The sequence below is a fragment of the Burkholderia sp. HAN2018 genome (assembly GCF_024704855.1).
GTDB lineage: Bacteria > Pseudomonadota > Gammaproteobacteria > Burkholderiales > Burkholderiaceae > Burkholderia > Burkholderia cepacia.
This window is the reverse complement of sequence record NZ_QOBB01000161.1, coordinates 1-17269: the sequence shown is the minus strand read 5'-3', so window position 1 is coordinate 17269 and position 17269 is coordinate 1. Positions and strand designations below refer to the sequence as shown.

The window sequence follows — 17269 nt, the reverse complement described above, 5'->3', positions numbered from 1 at the left end:
GCGCTCGGCTCGTAGCGGGCGAGCGGCCGGGGCGACCGGCTGCGGTTCGGCCGTTAGCGGGCGGCCGGCAGCGGCGCGGCGGGCGGCATGGCAGCCGGCGAAGCCTCCGCAGGACGAAGCACGCCACGGCATCCGCATCCGCCATGCAAAACGGCCACCCCGGAGGGTGGCCGTGCGGTGCGGCGAATCGGGGCCGGACGCGTTACAGCGCCATGTCGGCCGACGCCTTCGCGGGGCGTGCCGGGGCCGTGCCCGTCGTCTGCGACGGCGTCGCCATGTCGATCTTCGGCGGCGGCGCCAGTTGCAGCACGTCGCTCGTGTAGGTCCATTCCTCGACGACCTTCGCCGGGCTGTCGTTCAGCTTCGTGCCGTAGCTCGGCACGATCTGGCGGATCTTCTGCTGCCACTCGGGCGTCGCGACCTTGTCCTTGAACACCTTCTTCATCAGGTTCAGCATGATCGGCGCGGCCGTCGACGCGCCCGGCGACGCGCCGAGCAGGCCCGCGATGCTGCCGTCCTGCGAGCTGACGATCTCGGTGCCGAGCTTCAGCACGCCACCCTTCACCGGGTCGCGCTTGATGATCTGCACGCGCTGGCCGGCCTGCCACAGGCGCCAGTCTTCCTTCTTCGCGTTCGGGAAGTATTCCTTCAGCGCGTTGAAGCGGTCGTCGTCCGACAGCATCAGCTGGCCGGCGAGGTACTGGACCAGCGGGAATTCGTCGACGCCCACGCGCATCATCGGCGCGACGTTGTGCGTGTTGGTGCTCTTGAGCAGGTCGAAGTACGAACCGTTCTTCAGGAATTTGGTCGAGAACGTCGCGAACGGCCCGAACAGGATGATCTTCTTGCCGTCGATGATCCGCGTGTCGAGGTGCGGCACCGACATCGGCGGCGAGCCGACCGACGCCTTGCCGTACGCCTTCGCGAGATGCTGCTTCACGACCTCGGGGTTGTCCGTCACGAGGAACGAGCCGCCGACCGGGAACGCGCCGTAGTCCTTCGCCTCGGGGATGCCCGACGCCTGCAGCAGGTGCAGCGCACCGCCGCCAGCGCCGATGAACACGAACTTCGCGTCGACCGACTGCGCCGGTTCATCCGAGTGCAGCTTGACCCACGTCACGTGCCACGTGCCGTCGGCATTGCGCGTGATCTCGCGCACTTCGCTCGACAGCGACAGCGTGAAGTTCGGCTGCGTCTTCAGGTAGCCGACGAACTGGCGCGTGATCTCGCCGAAGTTCACGTCGGTGCCGATCGGCGTCCACGTCGCCGCGACCTTCTGGTTGCGGTCGCGGCCTTCCATCATCAGCGGCACCCACTGCTTGATCTGGTCGTAGTCCTCCGAATACTGCATGCCGCGGAACAGCGGGCTGGCCTGCAGCGCCTCGTAGCGCTTCTTCAGGAAGCGCACGTTGTCGTCGCCCCACACGAAGCTCATGTGCGGCGTCGAGTTGATGAACGAGTGCGGGTTCTTCAGCACGCCCTGCTTGACCTGCCACGCCCAGAACTGGCGCGAGATCTGGAACGACTCGTTGATCTCGATGGCCTTCGAGATGTCGACCTTGCCGTCCGCCTTCTCCGGCGTGTAGTTGAGTTCGGCGAGCGCCGAGTGGCCGGTGCCGGCGTTGTTCCAGCCGTTCGAGCTTTCCAGCGCGACGCCGTCGAGGCGCTCGACCATCGTCATCGACCAGTCAGGCTGGAGCTCGTGCAGCCAGACGCCGAGCGTCGAGCTCATGATGCCGCCGCCCACCAGTAGGACGTCGACCTTCTTCGTATCGGCGGCGTGCGCGGACGACGCGGCGACGCACAGCGCGAGCGCCGACAGTATTACCCGTAACGTTTTGATCACAGCAGATCCCTTTTTCAACTTGGATGCATCGGTTTGCCAAGCCGCCCGGCGCGCGTGTCGACCGCTGTGAAACGTCGATCCGGAGATCCGGATCGCGAATCCGGAATTCCGGATCGACGCCGCGCTGCGTTGCATTTGCGCACGCGAAACCGTCGGGAAGGACACCTTCGGATCGGCTTCCCGCGGGCAGGCAAGCGCCTGCGTCACAGTGGCGCACGACGCGCCCGGGCCCTTGCGGCAAGCCTCGGCGGAAGGCGCTTCAGGCTGCGTGGAAAGAGGCCGCGCGCGACGCGTTTTGCGGGGGGCGGGGTGGCAAGGGGCGCGTAATGTAACCGAACTCGTTTGCTGTGTCACAAACGAAAAATACCGTTGTTTTCGTGGGGTTTTTTGCGTGTCCGGGTTTCCGGAATGACGGTCGGCGGAACCGGGAAACGTGTGGATAACTGCGCGGGATCGCGAGGGGTTTTCGGGAGCGTCTTGTTCGTGTCTCGTCGTGTCGCGGCAGCGTGCCGCGACACGATCGCGCGACGTCACGTCACTTTACTTGGCGGCACCGTTCCGGCAGAACTGGTCGTACGCTTGCGCCGAATTCGCGAAGCCCTTCTGCTTCGCGAGTTCCCACGGACGCTCGCATCGTCGGGTCGTTTCGCACCACGAATAGCCGGCCGAGCCGATGCAGCCATGCGCGTCGCGATCGCTGCCGACCATCGGCGGTGCGGGCGGCGCCGACGATTGGGCCGGCGGCGTGGATGGTGCGGCACAGGCGCTCAGTGCGAACGCGCAGGCCAGCGTGGCGGCCAGAGACAGGGAAGGGACGAAACGCTTCATGGGTGGTGCTCCATGGGATGAGTATTCGGAGAATCGGCTGACGGCCCCTGCGTTCGCCGCGTCGTTCAGGCGCCCGGCACCGGCACGCGCGACGAGAACTTCACTTCGCGCAACGCGAGGCTCGACTGGATCGACGAAACCCCGGCCTGCTTGCGCAGCACGCGCTCGACGAATTCGGCGTACGAATCGAGATCGGCCGCGACGACCTGCAGGATGTAGTCGGCCGCGCCGGTGATCTTGTGGCACGACGTCACTTCGTCGTGCCGTCGCATCACCTCCTCGAAGTGATCGGAATCCTCGTCGGAATGCATGTTGAACGTCACCTGCACGAACGCGAACACGTTCATGCCGAGCGCGCGCCGGTCGAGATTCGCCTGGTAGCCGGTGATGACGCCTTCGTCCTCGAGCCGCTTGCGGCGGCGCCAGCAGGGCGTGACGCTCAGCGACAGCTTCTCGCCGAGCGTCGCGTTCGACAGCGCGCCGTCGTCCTGCAGCAGGCGCAGCATGGCGCGGTCCACGCCATCCAGTTCGACCGAAGCGCGAATTTTGCTCATTTCCGGGATTCCGTAGGCGGTTTTCGCAAAATTGTACGAAAGGCGCGCGTCGAAAGCAAAGTTATTGCCGCCTGCGGTCAATAAACTGTTGCCACCCTCACCGCAACAGTCAACCATGCTCACGGTCTACAGCAGCGATCACCAATTGCATCGCGGCGTCGAACTGAAGGACGGCGCGATCACCGATTCGTTCGAAAACCCCCTTCGCGCCGAGACGGTGCTCGCGCAGGTGCGTGCCGCAGGACTTGGCGACGTCATCGCGCCGAAACCGTTCGACCGCGCGCACTACGCGGCCGCGCACAGCGCGCGCTACGTCGATTTCCTCGCCGGTGCGTGGGACGAGTGGGCCGCGACGGGCCGCACCTGCCAGGCGCTGCCGCTCGTGTGGCCGGTGCGCGCGATGCCGGCCGCCGCGACGCCGCCCGCGTTCATCGACGGCAAGCTCGGCTTCTACGCGATGGACGCCGGCGCGCCGATCAACGTCGGCACGTGGGACGCCGTGAGCGCGAGCGCGAACTCGGCGCTCACCGGCGCCGACCTGCTGTCGAGCGGCGCGGCGCGCGCAGCGTTCGCGCTGTGCCGCCCGCCCGGTCATCACGCGGGCCGCGAGTACATGGGCGGCTATTGCTACCTGAACAACGCGGCGATCGCCGCGCAGCACTGCATCGCGCAGGGCGCCGCGCGCGTCGCGGTGCTCGACGTCGATTTCCACCACGGCAACGGCACGCAGGACATCTTCTACGACCGTGCGGACGTGCTGTTCGCATCGATCCACGGCGAGGCGCCGGTGTCGTACCCGTACTTCTCCGGCTACGCGGAGGAGCGCGGTATCGGCGCGGGCGAAGGCTTCAACCTGAACCTGCCGCTGCCGAAGGGCACGCTGTGGGACACCTATTCGGCGGCGCTCGACCAGGCGGCAACCGCGATCGCCGCGCATGCGCCCGACGTGCTCGTCGTCTCGCTCGGCGTCGATACCTTCGAGTACGACCCGATCAGCCATTTCCGGCTGCGCTCGCCCGACTACCTGCGCATCGGCGCGGCGCTCGCGCGCCTGAACCTGCCGACGCTGTTCGTGATGGAAGGCGGCTACATGGTCGACGAGATCGGCATCAACGCGGTGAACGTACTGCTGGGATTCGAAGGGCGCGCGTGAGCGCATGCGCGGCCTTCGACGAACGACGAATCCGAACACGAACGAAGTGCGACAAAGGAGGAGACAGGCATGAACCGGCATCACAAGACGGCACTCGCCACCGCGGCCGCATTGACGTGCACGCTGGCCGCATGGCCCGCGCGCGCGGACGAGATCGTGCGCATCGGCCACGTCGCGCCGCTGACCGGCGCGATCGCGCATCTCGGCAAGGACAGCGAGAACGGCGCGCGCCTCGCGGTCGAGGAAATCAACGCGAAGGGCCTGATGATCGGCGGCAAGAAGGTCACGCTGCAGCTCGACGCGCAGGACGACGCGGGCGATCCGCGTACCGCGACGCAGGTCGCGCAGCGGCTCGTCGACGACAAGGTGATCGGTGTCGTCGGCCATCACAACTCGGGCACGTCGATTCCGGCGTCGCGCGTCTATCGCGACGGCGGCGTCGTGCAGATCTCGCAGGCCGCGACCAACCCGACCTACACGCAGCAGGGCTTCAAGACGACCTATCGCGTCGTCGCGACCGACGCGCAACAGGGGCCCGCGCTCGCGATGTATGCGGCGAAGAACATGGGCATCAGGACGGTGGCCGTGGTCGACGATTCGACCGCGTACGGGCAGGGCCTCGCGACCGAGTTCGAGAAAGCCGCGAAGGCGGCCGGCATGAAGGTCGTGTCGCGCGACGCGACCAACGACAAGGCGATCGACTTCCGCGCGATCCTCACGAAGATCAAGGGCGCGAACCCGGACGCGATCATGTACGGCGGCATGGACGCGACGGGCGGCCCGCTCGCGAAGTAGGCGCGCCAGCTCGGCATGCGGGCGAAGATCCTCGCCGGAGACGGCGTGTGCTCGACCGACCTGCCGAAGCTCGCGGGCCCGGCCTCCGACAACGTCGTGTGCTCCGAAGCCGGCATCGCGCTCGAGAAGATGCCGGGCGGCGCGGCGTTCGCGAAGCGCTACGAAGCGCGTTACCACCAGCCGATGCAGGTGTATGCGCCGTTCTCGTACGACGCCGTCCACATCATCGTCGACGCGATGAAACGCGCGAACTCGACCGATCCGGCGAAGGTGCTGGCCGCGATGCCGGCCACCGACTATCGCGGCGTGATCGGCGAAACGAGCTTCACGCCGCAGGGCGACCTGAAGCACGGCGCGATCTCGGTGTTCACTTACAAGAGCGGCAAGAAGGCGCTGCTCGATATCGTGAAGATGTGACGCGGCGGTGACCTAGCGTTGGTGTTGCGTCTGATGTCGCGGGGGCCGCGAAGCGGAACAGGCTTCGCGGCCTTCGCCGTTTACAGCGCGCGCGCTCGCGTGCTGTCGGCGCGGCGCTCCGCGTCGTGCACGATGTGCAGCTCGCGTGCGCGGATCGGCAGCACGCAATCCGCATCGGCAAGCGCCTTGCGCACCTGGCGCGCGAGGCGCCAGCGCATCGCCCAGAACTTGTCGGTGTGCGTCCATACGCGCATGTTCGCGACCGCCGTGCTGTCGTCGAAGCGCATCACCATCACGTCCGGTTCCGGCTCGCGGAGCACGTCGGGATCGGCGAGCGCCAGCTTGCGCAGCGCATCGAGCGCACGGTCGATGTCGTCGTGTACCGATACCTCCACTTCGAGATCGAGGCGGCGCGTCGGATTGCGCGTGTAGTTGCGAATCGAGCTGCCCCACAGCGCGCTGTTCGGCACGTACTCGCAGATGCCGTCCGGTTTCGTCAGCCGCGTCATGAAGAGCCCGACCTCGTCGACGGTGCCCGCGACGCCCGTGCCACCGTCGATATAGTCGCCGACCTTGAACGGCCGCAGCAGCAGGAGCATGATGCCGGCCGCGATGTTCTGCATCGTGCCTTGCAGCGCGAGCCCGATCGCGAGGCCTGCGGCGCCGAGCACCGCGACGATGCTCGCGGTTTCGATGCCGAGCTGCGACAGCGCGCCGACGATCGCGACGATGCGGATGCCCCACACGGCCACGTCGCAGAGGATCGGCCGCAGCGTGTCGTCGACGCGCTCCTTGTTCGAGAGCAGGCGGTTCAGCCATTTGCCGATGCGTTTCGACAGCCACCAGCCGACGACGAGCAGCGCCAGGCCGGCACATAGCTTGATGGAGAGGGTGGACAGTGCGTTCCACAGGAACGTCCAGCGTTCCGGGTGTAGTTGGTCGAGAAACATGAAGGAATTCCGGGTTGAGGAAGCCGTGCGCGATGCGACGCGAACGTGCCGTGGTCGGGCACGCTCGCGCTCACGCGCCGGCAGCGTTCGACTGTATCTGCGGCACGATGGTTCGCTTGCATGGGTGGGGTCAAATGCCGCACAGCCGTGCCGTCGGTGCACGACATCGCGATTTCGATCTAGTACGAAGCGACTTTTCCAGTAACTGAGACTTGTCCTATTCAGCTGCTTCGATCGCGCCGATACACTCGTCTTCACGTTGCCGGGTCGCGACGATCGTTCCTCCGCGATACCCGGTTCTTTCCCGATTTTTCATTGACAGACAGCGAGTGACGACGTCATGCGGTTAGACCTGCGTTTCCGTCTCGCACGCGAACAAGGTCTATCCGCGCTCCGCGGCGCTTGCGGTTTCCCGATGCGCCGCGCGCTGCTGCGCGGTGTCGTCGCGGCCGCCTGTGTGGCGGGTTCACCGGGTGCATCGGCGCATGTGTCCCACGACACCGCGCCGTTCTCGCCCGTGACGGCCGACCTTGTCGACGTGCCCTTTTTCGATGCCGCGCGAACGACGTGGGGCGGCTTGCATGCATCGTCGGCAGTGCCGCTCGACGTTGCCTACGCGTCGCCTGCGTCGACCGTGCCGAACGTGCCGAGCGTGCATGAACGCGATGGCGCCGTTGCGCGCTTCGGTGCATGTGTGGCCTACCGCGTGCTGTGCGATGCGGCGCGCGGTGCGGTCGAACGCGCGTACGCGTCGAGGTTCGATTACCGTCTTGCATCGGCGTTGCCCGCGATGGGTGAACGGGCCGCGTATGAACGGCGTCCCGTCGATCTCGCCGCCGCTGAACCGTTCGTGCTCGAAGAGGCCGAGCGCGGCGCGCGTGGCGGCGCGATCGTCGGCAGCCTGCGGGCGTCGCTGGCGCGCGCCGATCTGCCGGCCGGCGTTGCCGAGCAGGTCATCCGCATGCTCGCCGGGCACATCGACCTGAAACAGCACGGCGCACTCGGCGACACCTTTCGCGTCGCATACGAACCCGACGACAGCGCGATGCAGCCGGGCGGCACGCGCGTGACGGCGCTCGAGCTTCGCTTTCGCGGCCAGTACGTCACGGGCGTGTGGTTTGCGCCCGCTGACGGCGCGTCGGGGGGCTATTACGACTTCGACGGCGTGCCGCTCGCCGGTTCGCGGTTTGCGATGCCGGTCAACGCAACGCGGATCAGCTCGCATTTCGGGGCGCGCGTGCATCCGGTGACCGGCGCGCGTCATGTGCATTCCGGCGTCGATCTCGCGGCACCGGCCGGGCGCGCGGTTCATGCGTCGGAACGTGGGGTCGTGACGTTCATCGGCACCGAGCCGCGCGGCTATGGCAAGTACGTGGTGATTCGCCATGACGGCGGCTATGCGTCGTACTACGCGCACCTGTCGGCGTTCGAGCCGACGCTGCGAACCGGCATGCGGGTCGCGCGCGGCCAGCGTGTCGGCGCGGTCGGCAGCACGGGGACGGCCACAGGGCCGCATCTGCATTTCGAGGTGCGCAGGCATGACCGTCTCGTCGACCCGGTCGCGCTGGTACAGGCGGGCGACGCGGCGAAGCTGAAGGGCGAGCGGCGCGTGGCGTTCAACCAGGTGGCGCTCGATGCGCGCACGCAGCTCGCGTCTGCCGCCTGGCTGCGGTCAGTTGCGATGTCGACGCTTTCCCCGTTGCATGATGGCTGACCCCGCGGACTTGCAATGTGGGAATTAGATCGTTTGGTTAACTGACGAATCGCAAAGACGTCGCCTTAGAGTCTGAAGGAAGCGTGTAGAAGTCGAATTGACAAACGGAAGCCGGATACCCGGTTCACCTGGCCTGACGAGAGGTACCTGATCGGGGCGCGTGGCCGGCAGCGGGCATGTCGCTTTGTCGCAGGAGTCGCAATACATGCGGATGGTCACGTGCCCGGAGCGCGCCGACCGGAAGGACTCGACAGGTTTGATGGTAGTTAGCAAATTTGCTAATATCGCGATGAAGAAGTGGACGATCCTGTACTACGACGAACGGGTAAAGCGTGATGTGTTCGCTTTGCCCAAGGGCATTCTGGCTGGCTACCTCCGACTGATCGAGGCGATGGAAGAACACGGTGCGGATCTGCGGATGCCGTATTCGCGCGCGATGGGGGAAGGATTGTTTGAATTGCGCCCGCGAGGCCGTGAAGGCATCGGGCGTGTGTTCTATTGCATCCGGGGGGATATGAACTCGTCGTCCTGCATTCCTTCGTCAAGAAGACGCAGGAAACACCCAACGACGAGTTGCAAATCGCCCGCAGGCGAATGAAGGAGGTACGTAACAATGGCTAAGGCTCGCCCCGCACATACAAGCGAGGAGCGGTATGCACCGGTCCGACACACTGCCGAAGACACCGCACGTCTGCTCACCGATCCGGCCATCAAGGCGGAATACGATGCACTGGAAGAGGAGTTCACCGCGCTTCGTGCGTTGCTCGACGCGCGCAAGGATGCGGGCCTGACTCAGGCTCAGGTCGCCGAACGAATGGGCACCACGACGTCGGCCGTATCGAGGCTCGAAGCTTCGTTTTCGAGCGAGAAGCACTCGCCGTCGTTTGCGACGCTGCGCAAGTACGCCGCAGCGTGCGGCAAGAAGCTCGTCATTTCGTTCGCGTGAACACGCTGGCGTCAGGCGCTGATTTCGCAAACGAACTTCGTCGGGAGACCGCATACGCGGCCACGATCCTGACTGTGAATCCCGCACCTCGAGAAGCTGCAGCCCGTCCGGTTCATCGTGTGGGCACTTCGTAGTCGAACACATTGGCTGCAGAATCAGTGTGGTCCGATTGTTTGTCACGTTCGTTCACGTTAACGCCACAGGTTCGACCGGCAACCAGATTTCCAGCACGCCGGCGCCCGTCACCGGATCGTAGTCGCCGCTGTAGCGCTCGAACTCGGGTGCGTCCACCGCCTTGAATCCCGACGTCGGCAGCCAGCCGTTCCAGATGCTGTAGAAGGTCTGGTGCAACGTCGAGACATGCCCGGCGTGTTCGAACACCGCGTACCGCTGTGGCGCCAGTTCGACCCAGCGAAACGGCGCGGGCAGCCGGTCGCGGCTCGTGACTTCCACGCCCGCGATGTATTCGAAGCTGCCGTCCGCATCGGGGTTGCAGCACACGCCGTACGTCACGTCCCCGACCTGGCCGGGAAGGGTACCGATGTATGGGATGAACGCTTGCCAGAGCGCCGGAATCCCTTCGTTGGTGTCAAACGTATAGCGGTCGCTCATGCCCGCGATCAGCCGCTTGCCGGCGGTTTCGAAGCGCGACGGCCTCACGTCGATGATCTTCAGTTCTTTCATGCGCAGCGGCTCCACAAGAGACAATCCGTCGAGGGTGCGCCGTGCCCGCACGTCCTCGGGCGTGACGCCGAAGAGATCGCGGAAGGCGCGCGTAAACGCCTCATGGGAGCCATAGCCGGCATCGAGCGCCACGTGCAGGATGTCCGGCGCGCCTTGCGCGAGTGCGCGTGCCGCGCGCGTGAGCCGCCTCGACCGCACGTAGCGCATGACCGGCCAGCCGGTGTTCATCGAGAACAGGCGCGAGAAGCCGAAGCGCGACATGTCGCAACTGGCGGAGATCCTGTCGAGCGTCAGTTCCGTGTCTAGCGTGGTTTCGATAAACCAGAGTGCTTGTCCTACCGGATTCATGGCGTGCCAATGAGTGTGTCGGCCGGACTATATGGTATCGGCGCCGGGGGCATTTGATCGTTCTTGCGGCGCGGGCAGGGAGTGCGCCGGCTGACGCACTCGAACAGATCGCCACGCCGGGCGGCGTGGCGACGGCGGGCAGGGCGGTGCTACTCAGCCCAGCGGCCAGTTCAGGAACACGATGCCGTCGTTGTAGTCGTCGTCGGCGCCGTCTTCCGAGCCGACGATCCCGAAATACGACTTCTTGAAGATATCGACCTGCCGCGAGCCGAGCCGCGACGGCTTGCCGTTCGCCATCACGATCACGCGCACACGTCCCTTGCCGGAATCGAGCACCTTGGTGCCGAGGTTCTGGTCCTGCGCGCCGGCGCCCTTGAACGTGGCGGCCGGTTTCGGGTTGTCGTCGACGTAGATGTCGATCGTCTGGTCGTTCGCGGCGTTGGTGAGCGCGGTGACGCCGAACTTGATGTTCGGCGGCAGATTGAACGTGCCGTCGCGCTCGCCGCCGCCGATGCCGCCGGCACCGCTGCCGCTGTCCGCACCGGTTTCGCTGCCGCCGCCGGCGGGCGACGACGATGACACCGCCGTTTCCCCGATCGCGGACAGGCTCGCGTACGAGTCGATATGCATCGCGCTGCCGCGCACGCTTTTCCACTGGCCCTTCACGAACGTGACGCCTGTGCCGACGTCGATCGTCGCGACGAGCGTGAACGGCATGCGCCCGGTGCTTTCGGGCACCTTCGACGAATAGGTGAAGCAGCCGTCCGCGACGACGCCCTTGTCGGTCGCGATCGCGAAATAGATGCCGGGGAAGTTGTTGCCGGTCGCGTACGGCGTCGGCACGTTGAGGATGACCTGCAGTTTCCCGTTTCGAATCTCTGCCTTGGCGATGTCGATGTACAGGCCCGGGATGTCGACGTAGGTCTCCGAGGTCGCCACGGGGGCACTGATGATCGAAGCCGAAAGGAGGGGCATGGATGTCTCCGTTGGTAGGACGGGTTTCTGTGGAGTGCGGCGCGAGGCGCCGCTGAATGCGGTGCCCGACCGCCGGCCGGCCCGGAGGCGGCCGGCGGTGGTCGGTCGTCGGCCGTGCGTCAGGTCAGCCGATCGGCCACTGGAGCACGACGATGCCGTCGTTGTAGTCGCTGTCGTGGCCGTCTTCCGACACGACGATCCCGAAGTTGACCGTGTACGGCGAGCCGTCCGATTTCTTGCCGTTGATCGGCGCGAGGCGCGCGTCGGTGGCTGACGGCTTGCCGTTCACCGACACTTCGAAGCGGATCTTGCCGTTGCCGGAATTCAGCGTCGCTTCACGCGGGCCGTCGCGCGTCGTCAGCTTGTGATACGCGGCGGGTTCCTTGCTGTCGCCGATGAACAGCTTGATGTGCTGCTGCTCGGCGGCATTCGCGAAGAAAATCGCGCGGAAATCGGTATTCGGCGGAATCGAAAACTCGCCGGCGCGATTGGAAGACGTTTGAGAATCGGCCATGCTCTCCTCCTGAGGAATGATGGGTAAGGCTTGGAGCTGTGTCGCGCAAACGTTTGCCGTTTGAAATGCGACGCATCGAGCATGCCGAAAAATAAATCAGAAAATATTCGCCGAGGAATGGCTATTGTTCAGTAAATCGAAAACCGAGATTAATCGATTTAATGAAACGTGTTTAATTGGCGCTATTTGCAGATATTCGGGAAACTATATCGGCACCCATATCGCTTTTCTGAACGATGCGCGATAACGCCGGCGGGGAGGCAGGGGAGGCGACAGCAATCGGGCTTGGGCGCGGACGTTCGGCGTTCGCATATGGCAGCGTTCGTTTCAACATCAGCATCTCGGTCATGGCCGCGCCCACCGGCCACCACCGAACGCCCGCGCCGAAACCCGATCGCGATGGAAATGGGGTGCGGCAACCGGCGAAGTGGATTGACCCACTCACTCCGAACGTGAACAGGGCTCCACCGGCGCCGCACCCATGAAGCATATCGACGGGGCTGCGCGACGCCTATCGGACAGGACTGATTCTGAGCGATCAAATTCGGCGTCATTTGCACCCGGCCCGTTGACAGCCCCCGTCACCCTGTGATTTGATTCCGGCCATGCAAGCCGCCCAGCCCCTCTTCTCGCTACGACTACTAGCCCGTTTCTCCGGGCTGGGTCTGCGGCTGCGCGCTTTCCATCTGCTTCTTTCCTGAAGCGCCAGATTTCCCCCGCATCACCGACCTGGCCCCGGTTGTCGACCGGCGCCTGAGTTCGTCTTTCTTCCGAATCGTTCCGCTCCGTCCCGGTCGCTCAACCGCCAAGGCCGTCGTTCGCCGTACCGCTTTGCCGTTGTGCCGCTTTCCACCGTTTTCACCGCTGTGCGCGCAGCCTGCCACCACGACTGATGGCCATCGCGCCGCGGTTTCCCGACCCACCGACCGAGGACCGAACATCATGATGCTGAAGAACCCCGCGACGAAGTACCGACCGTTCACGCCCGTCAACCTGCCGAACCGCATGTGGCCGACGCGCACGATCACGCAAGCGCCGATCTGGATGAGCACCGACCTGCGCGACGGCAACCAGTCGCTGTTCGAGCCGATGGACGCGGCGCGCAAGATGCGGATGTTCAAGATGCTGGTCGCGATCGGCTTCAAGGAGATCGAGGTCGCGTTTCCGTCGGCGTCGGAGACCGACTTCAACTTCGTGCGCGAACTGATCGAAGGCGGCCACATTCCCGACGACGTGACGATCGAAGTGCTCACGCAGGCCCGCGACGACCTGATCGAGCGTACCTTCGACTCGCTGCGCGGCGCGAAGCGCGCGATCGTTCACCTGTACAACGCGACCGCGCCGGAATTCCGCAAGATCGTGTTCGGCCTCGACCGCGACGGCGTGAAGGCACTCGCGGTGAACGCGGCGCGCACGATCAAGCGCTTCGCCGACGCCGCGACCGACACGCATTTCACGCTGCAATACAGCCCGGAAACCTTCACGGCGACCGAGCTGGATTTCGCGAAGGAAGTCTGCGACGCCGTGTTCGACGTCTGGCAGCCGACGCCGGAGCACAAGGCGATCGTGAACCTGCCCGCCACGGTCGAAGTCGGCACGCCGAACTTCTACGCGGACCAGATCGAATGGATGCACCGCAACCTCGCGCGCCGCGACGCGCTGATCGTGTCCGTGCATCCGCACAACGACCGCGGCACCGCGGTCGCGGCGGCCGAGCTTGCGGTGATGGCCGGCGCGGACCGGATCGAGGGCTGCCTGTTCGGCAACGGCGAGCGCACCGGTAACGTCGATCTCGTCACGCTCGCGCTGAACCTCTACTCGCAGGGCGTCGATCCGGGCCTCGATTTCTCGCAGATCAACGAAGTCGCGCGCACGTCCGAGGAATGCACGCAGTTGCCGATCCACCCGCGCCATCCGTATGTCGGCGACCTCGTGTTCACCGCGTTCTCCGGCTCGCATCAGGACGCGATCAAGAAGGGCTTCGCGGTACAGAAACCCGACGCCGTATGGGAAATGCCGTACCTGCCGATCGATCCGAGCGATGTCGGCCGCACGTACGACTCGATCATTCGCGTGAACAGCCAGTCGGGCAAGGGCGGTATCGCGTACCTGCTCGAGCAGAGCTATGGCGTCGCGCTGCCGCGCCGCCTGCAGGTCGACTTCAGCGCGGCCGTGCAGCGCCTGACCGACGATAGCGGGCTCGAGGTGACGAGCGCGCAGATCTGGTCGCTGTTCCAGCAGGAATACGTGGAAGGCGATGCGCCGCTGCGTTATGTCGGTCATGAACTGAGCGAGCGCGACGGCCGCGAGACGATCGTGCTGACCGCCGACGTGCACGGCGAGCGCCGCGTGCTGCGCGGTGAAGGCAACGGCCCGCTCGACGCGCTGATGCACGCGCTGCGTACGCCGCTGCGCATCCAGCACTACGAGGAGCGCGCGCTGTCGCAAGGCGCCGATGCGAAGGCGATCGCGATCGCCGAACTGGCCGGGTCGGGCGTGCGCGGCAGCGCGTTCGGCGTCGGCATCGACGCGAACCTGACGACCGCGTCGATCCGCGCGGTGATCAGCGGTGTCAACCGCGCGTATGCGCGTGCGGACGAAGCGGTGCAGGCGACGTTTTTTGGCGCACAGCAGGCGGTGAAGGCTGTCGCGTAAGCAGCGTCGTGGCGGCTGCACCGGCGGTGTCCGGCGCGGTCGCGTCGCCGCCGCCTTGGCGGCCGTCCCGGTGGCCGCCGCGCGGCCCGGCAAGCGCATCGCGCAGTTCCACCTTCATGAAATCCACCCACGCGCGCGTCTTCGCGTCGATGTGCCGGCGTGACGGGTACACCAGAAACACGCGCACGTCGTCCGCCCGGTAATCGGGCAGCACGCGCACCAGCGCGCCTGAACGCAGATCGTCCGCCGCGACGAATTCCGGCAGCAGGCCGATTCCTGCCCCTTCCCGTACCGCGATCGCGAGCGATGCCGCGACGTCGGCCGTCATCGCCGGCTCGAACGCGACCGTTTCCGCATCCGCACCGCGCGTCAGTGTCCATTCACCCGCCGGGTAGGCCGGTGCGACCAGCTGCAGGCAGCGATGCCGCACGAGCGCGCGCGGCGTATCCGGCATGCCGTGATGCGCGACATACGCGGGCGCCGCGCATAGCACGCTGCCGATTCGCCCGACATCGATCGCGACCTGATCGGAGCTCGGCAGGTTCGGCATTGCGATGATGGCGACGTCGTAGCTGCCGCGGATCAGGTCGGGCACGTGCGGTGCGAGCGTCAAATCGACGCTGACTTCCGGATAACGCGCCTGGAAGCGCGCGACCAGCGGAATCACGAAACGGTTCGCGATGCTGGCGCTGCAGTGCGCGCGCAGTCGTCCGTGTGGATGCAGCCGCGCGCCGCGCGCTTCGCGTTCGCTCGCGTCCACTGCGAGCGTGATGTCGCGTGCGCGGGCCAGATAGCGTTCACCGGCTTCGGTCAGGCACATCGAGCGCGTCGTGCGGTTCAGCAGCCGGATGCCGAGATGCGTTTCGAGCGACGCGATCGCGCGGCTGACATACGCGGTCGTGAGGTTGAGCCGCTTGCCGGTTTCGGTGAAGGTTCCCGCGTCGGCGAGCGTGACGAAAACCTGCATGCGTTGAATCAGATCCATCGGCGGAGCGCGAGTGTCGTGCGATGCCGCCACTGTAGCGGGCCACACGTTGCGCCGCGCACGCGCGGCAGCGCTCGATCGTCGCGAAACGGACAGCGCTGTTTATCGCCGCCGGAAGTATTCGCTCGGCGGCACGCCCAGCGCCTTGCGGAACATCGCCGCGAACGCGCTCGGGCTGTCGTAGCCGTGCTCGAGCGCGAGTTCGAGGATCGGCGTGCCGGCCGCGAGGCGCGGCAGGCTCAGCAGCAATCGCGCGTGGCGGCACCATGCGCCGTGCGTCATGCCCGTCTCGCGCTTGAACGTGCGTGCGAGCGTGCGCTCGTTCATGTGCGCATCGCGCGCCCACGACTGCAGCGTGACGGCCACCGACGGGTCGTTGACCAGCTGCGTGCACAGCGCGGCGAGTGCAGGGTGGCGCGGCATCGGCACATGCAGCGACAGCAGCGGCGCGATTTCGATTTCGTCGAGGATCAGCGCGAGCACGCGTCCCGCGCGATGCGAAAGGTCGTAGTCGGCCGGCAGTTCGCACGCGGTCACGATCAGTTCGCGCAGCAACGTGCCGACCTCGATCACGCGGCACTCGCCCGGCAGGCTCGGCCGCACTTCGCGCGCGACGAACACCGAGCGCATCTGCACGTCGCCGGCCATCCGGATCTCGTGCTGCGTGCCGGCCGGCACCCACACCGCGCGCCCGGTCGGCACGACCCAGCTGCCGGCATCCGCATGCACGAGCATCACGCCGGAAATCGCGTGAATCAGCTGGCCGTGCCGGTGCGAATGCGGCGGATACAGGGCGCCGGACGCCGCGTCGGACACGGCGACCGCGATCTGCTTGTGCTTGTCCTTGCGCTCGAGCGCGCTGAAAAATGGGTCCACTTGTCCTTTTCTCGACGACGAATGCGCTTTGCGCGCGAGATCGACTGAATGTGCCGAAATTACCATAGGCCCATCGTTTGTTCGACTGCCACCGCACGATGCGCGCCTCCTTCCTTGCTTCGCTTTCCTTCGATTTACCCGTTGCCGCCTCGTCTTGCGCGCCGCGCATCGCCGCCACGCTGCTGAGCGCGGCGATGCTGGGCGCATGCTCCGTCGGCGAGCCGTATCGCCCGCCGTCGATCGATGCGGCACATCGCGCGCCGTTCGATGCCGCGGCCGATGCGCCCGTCGCGCCGGGCGGCGCGTTGCCCGATCGCTGGTGGCAACTGTTCGACGATCCGGCGCTGGACGCACTCGTGCGCGAAGCGCTCACGCAAAACCGCGATCTCGCGGTGGCCGCGGCACGCGTCGCGCGGGCGCGCGCCGTGCTCGACGAAGCGGGCGCTGCGCGATTGCCCGATACGACGGCCGGCTTCGGCGTCGACTACGGCAAGCACGCGCCCGACCAGATCGTCGCGAGCGCGAAGGGCACCGATGCACGTACGCGCCGGGGATTCGCGCCGTCGTTCGCGCTGTCGTGGGAAGTCGATCTGTGGGGGCGTGTCGGTCATCTCGTCGATGCCGCGCGCGCCGATTCGGAGGCCGTGCAGGCGGCATCGGATGCGATGCGCGTCACGGTGGCCGCCGAGACGACGGCCGCCTACGCGCAGGCGTGCGCGTACGGCGAGCGGATCGACGTGGCCGAGCGTTCGGTCGCGATCGCCGACCGCCTCGCCGCGCTGACCGCACGGCAGCGCACGCACGGTCTCGTGTCCGATCTGGAAGTCGCGCGATCGCGCGCGTTCGCCGACGATACGCGTGCCGAACTGCCGGCGCTGACTGGTGCGCGCCGCGCCGCGTTGTATGAGCTGGCGGTGCTGACCGGGCACGCGCCCGGCGCGATTCCCGATGCGGCCGCGCGCTGCCATGCGACGCCGGCGCTGGCGCGGCCGTTTCCGGTCGGCGATGGCGCCGCGCTGCTCCGGCGCC

14 protein-coding genes and 2 pseudogenes are annotated in these 17269 nt (G+C 66.3%); 7 read left to right on the top strand and 9 right to left on the bottom strand.

The window, feature by feature from the left end; genetic code table 11:
• Nucleotides 1-202: 202 nt before the first annotated feature.
• From mqo to DPV74_RS29510, 3 genes are all read right to left on the bottom strand, one after another.
• Entirely contained in the window at nucleotides 203-1864 is a 1662-nt protein-coding gene (gene mqo / locus DPV74_RS29520; protein ID WP_174393751.1) for a malate dehydrogenase (quinone), read from the bottom strand.
• Nucleotides 1865-2386: 522 nt separating this feature from the next.
• Entirely contained in the window at nucleotides 2387-2674 is a 288-nt protein-coding gene (locus DPV74_RS29515; protein ID WP_059696199.1) for a hypothetical protein, read from the bottom strand.
• 65 nt (nucleotides 2675-2739) lie between these two features.
• Nucleotides 2740-3228, bottom strand: coding sequence for an Lrp/AsnC family transcriptional regulator (locus DPV74_RS29510; RefSeq protein ID WP_119338464.1), 489 nt, complete (start codon nucleotides 3226-3228; stop codon nucleotides 2740-2742).
• Between the two features lie 115 nt (nucleotides 3229-3343).
• Here DPV74_RS29510 and DPV74_RS29505 point away from each other — a divergent pair, with 115 nt between their 5' ends.
• The gene (locus DPV74_RS29505; protein WP_119338463.1) at nucleotides 3344-4381 is read left to right on the top strand and encodes a histone deacetylase family protein; all 1038 of its coding nucleotides are present in this window, start codon (nucleotides 3344-3346) and stop codon (nucleotides 4379-4381) included.
• 69 nt (nucleotides 4382-4450) lie between these two features.
• Nucleotides 4451-5593, top strand: a pseudogene (locus DPV74_RS29500) (branched-chain amino acid ABC transporter substrate-binding protein).
• An 80-nt stretch (nucleotides 5594-5673) separates the two neighbouring features.
• Here the strand turns inward: DPV74_RS29500 and DPV74_RS29495 are convergent.
• Nucleotides 5674-6543 (bottom strand): mechanosensitive ion channel family protein, encoded by an 870-nt coding sequence (locus DPV74_RS29495; protein WP_119338462.1) that lies wholly within the window; start codon nucleotides 6541-6543, stop codon nucleotides 5674-5676.
• 340 nt (nucleotides 6544-6883) lie between these two features.
• On the opposite strand from DPV74_RS29495, the gene DPV74_RS29490 reads away from it, so the two are divergent.
• The 3 genes and pseudogenes from DPV74_RS29490 to DPV74_RS29480 all read left to right on the top strand — a co-directional run bounded on the left by DPV74_RS29490 (nucleotide 6884) and on the right by DPV74_RS29480 (nucleotide 9203).
• On the top strand, nucleotides 6884-8257 hold the full coding sequence (locus DPV74_RS29490) for a M23 family metallopeptidase (RefSeq protein ID WP_119338461.1): 1374 nt from the start codon (nucleotides 6884-6886) through the stop codon (nucleotides 8255-8257).
• 289 nt (nucleotides 8258-8546) lie between these two features.
• Nucleotides 8547-8878, top strand: a pseudogene (locus DPV74_RS42175) (type II toxin-antitoxin system RelE/ParE family toxin).
• Nucleotides 8871-9203 carry a helix-turn-helix transcriptional regulator gene (locus DPV74_RS29480; protein ID WP_027790006.1) on the top strand — a complete coding sequence of 111 codons (333 nt, stop codon included), beginning with the start codon at nucleotides 8871-8873 and terminating at the stop codon, nucleotides 9201-9203. Before DPV74_RS42175 ends, DPV74_RS29480 begins: the two are co-directional and overlap by 8 nt.
• A gap of 186 nt (nucleotides 9204-9389) precedes the next feature.
• On the opposite strand, the gene DPV74_RS29475 is transcribed toward DPV74_RS29480, so the two are convergent.
• The 3 genes from DPV74_RS29475 to DPV74_RS29465 form a co-directional block, all read right to left on the bottom strand.
• Nucleotides 9390-10235: an AraC family transcriptional regulator gene (locus tag DPV74_RS29475; protein ID WP_060086049.1), complete on the bottom strand. Its 846-nt coding sequence runs from the start codon at nucleotides 10233-10235 to the stop codon at nucleotides 9390-9392.
• A gap of 153 nt (nucleotides 10236-10388) precedes the next feature.
• Nucleotides 10389-11210, bottom strand: a complete 822-nt coding sequence (locus DPV74_RS29470) for a fucose-binding lectin II (protein ID WP_119338460.1) — start codon at nucleotides 11208-11210, stop codon at nucleotides 10389-10391.
• 124 nt (nucleotides 11211-11334) lie between these two features.
• Nucleotides 11335-11724: a fucose-binding lectin II gene (locus tag DPV74_RS29465; protein WP_027790003.1), complete on the bottom strand. Its 390-nt coding sequence runs from the start codon at nucleotides 11722-11724 to the stop codon at nucleotides 11335-11337.
• A 945-nt stretch (nucleotides 11725-12669) separates the two neighbouring features.
• On the opposite strand from DPV74_RS29465, the gene leuA reads away from it, so the two are divergent.
• The gene (leuA, locus tag DPV74_RS29460; RefSeq protein ID WP_060358882.1) at nucleotides 12670-14379 is read left to right on the top strand and encodes a 2-isopropylmalate synthase; all 1710 of its coding nucleotides are present in this window, start codon (nucleotides 12670-12672) and stop codon (nucleotides 14377-14379) included.
• On the opposite strand, the gene DPV74_RS29455 is transcribed toward leuA, so the two are convergent.
• Both DPV74_RS29455 and DPV74_RS29450 read right to left on the bottom strand, forming a co-directional pair.
• Entirely contained in the window at nucleotides 14297-15364 is a 1068-nt protein-coding gene (locus tag DPV74_RS29455) for a LysR family transcriptional regulator (protein ID WP_119338459.1), read from the bottom strand. The genes leuA and DPV74_RS29455 overlap by 83 nt on opposite strands.
• Before the next feature lie 102 nt (nucleotides 15365-15466).
• On the bottom strand, nucleotides 15467-16240 hold the full coding sequence (locus tag DPV74_RS29450) for a helix-turn-helix domain-containing protein (protein ID WP_119338458.1): 774 nt from the start codon (nucleotides 16238-16240) through the stop codon (nucleotides 15467-15469).
• Nucleotides 16241-16338: 98 nt separating this feature from the next.
• Here DPV74_RS29450 and DPV74_RS29445 point away from each other — a divergent pair.
• Nucleotides 16339-17269, top strand: a 931-nt coding sequence (locus DPV74_RS29445; RefSeq protein WP_257943098.1) for a TolC family protein, incomplete at its 3' end; no start/stop codon positions are given.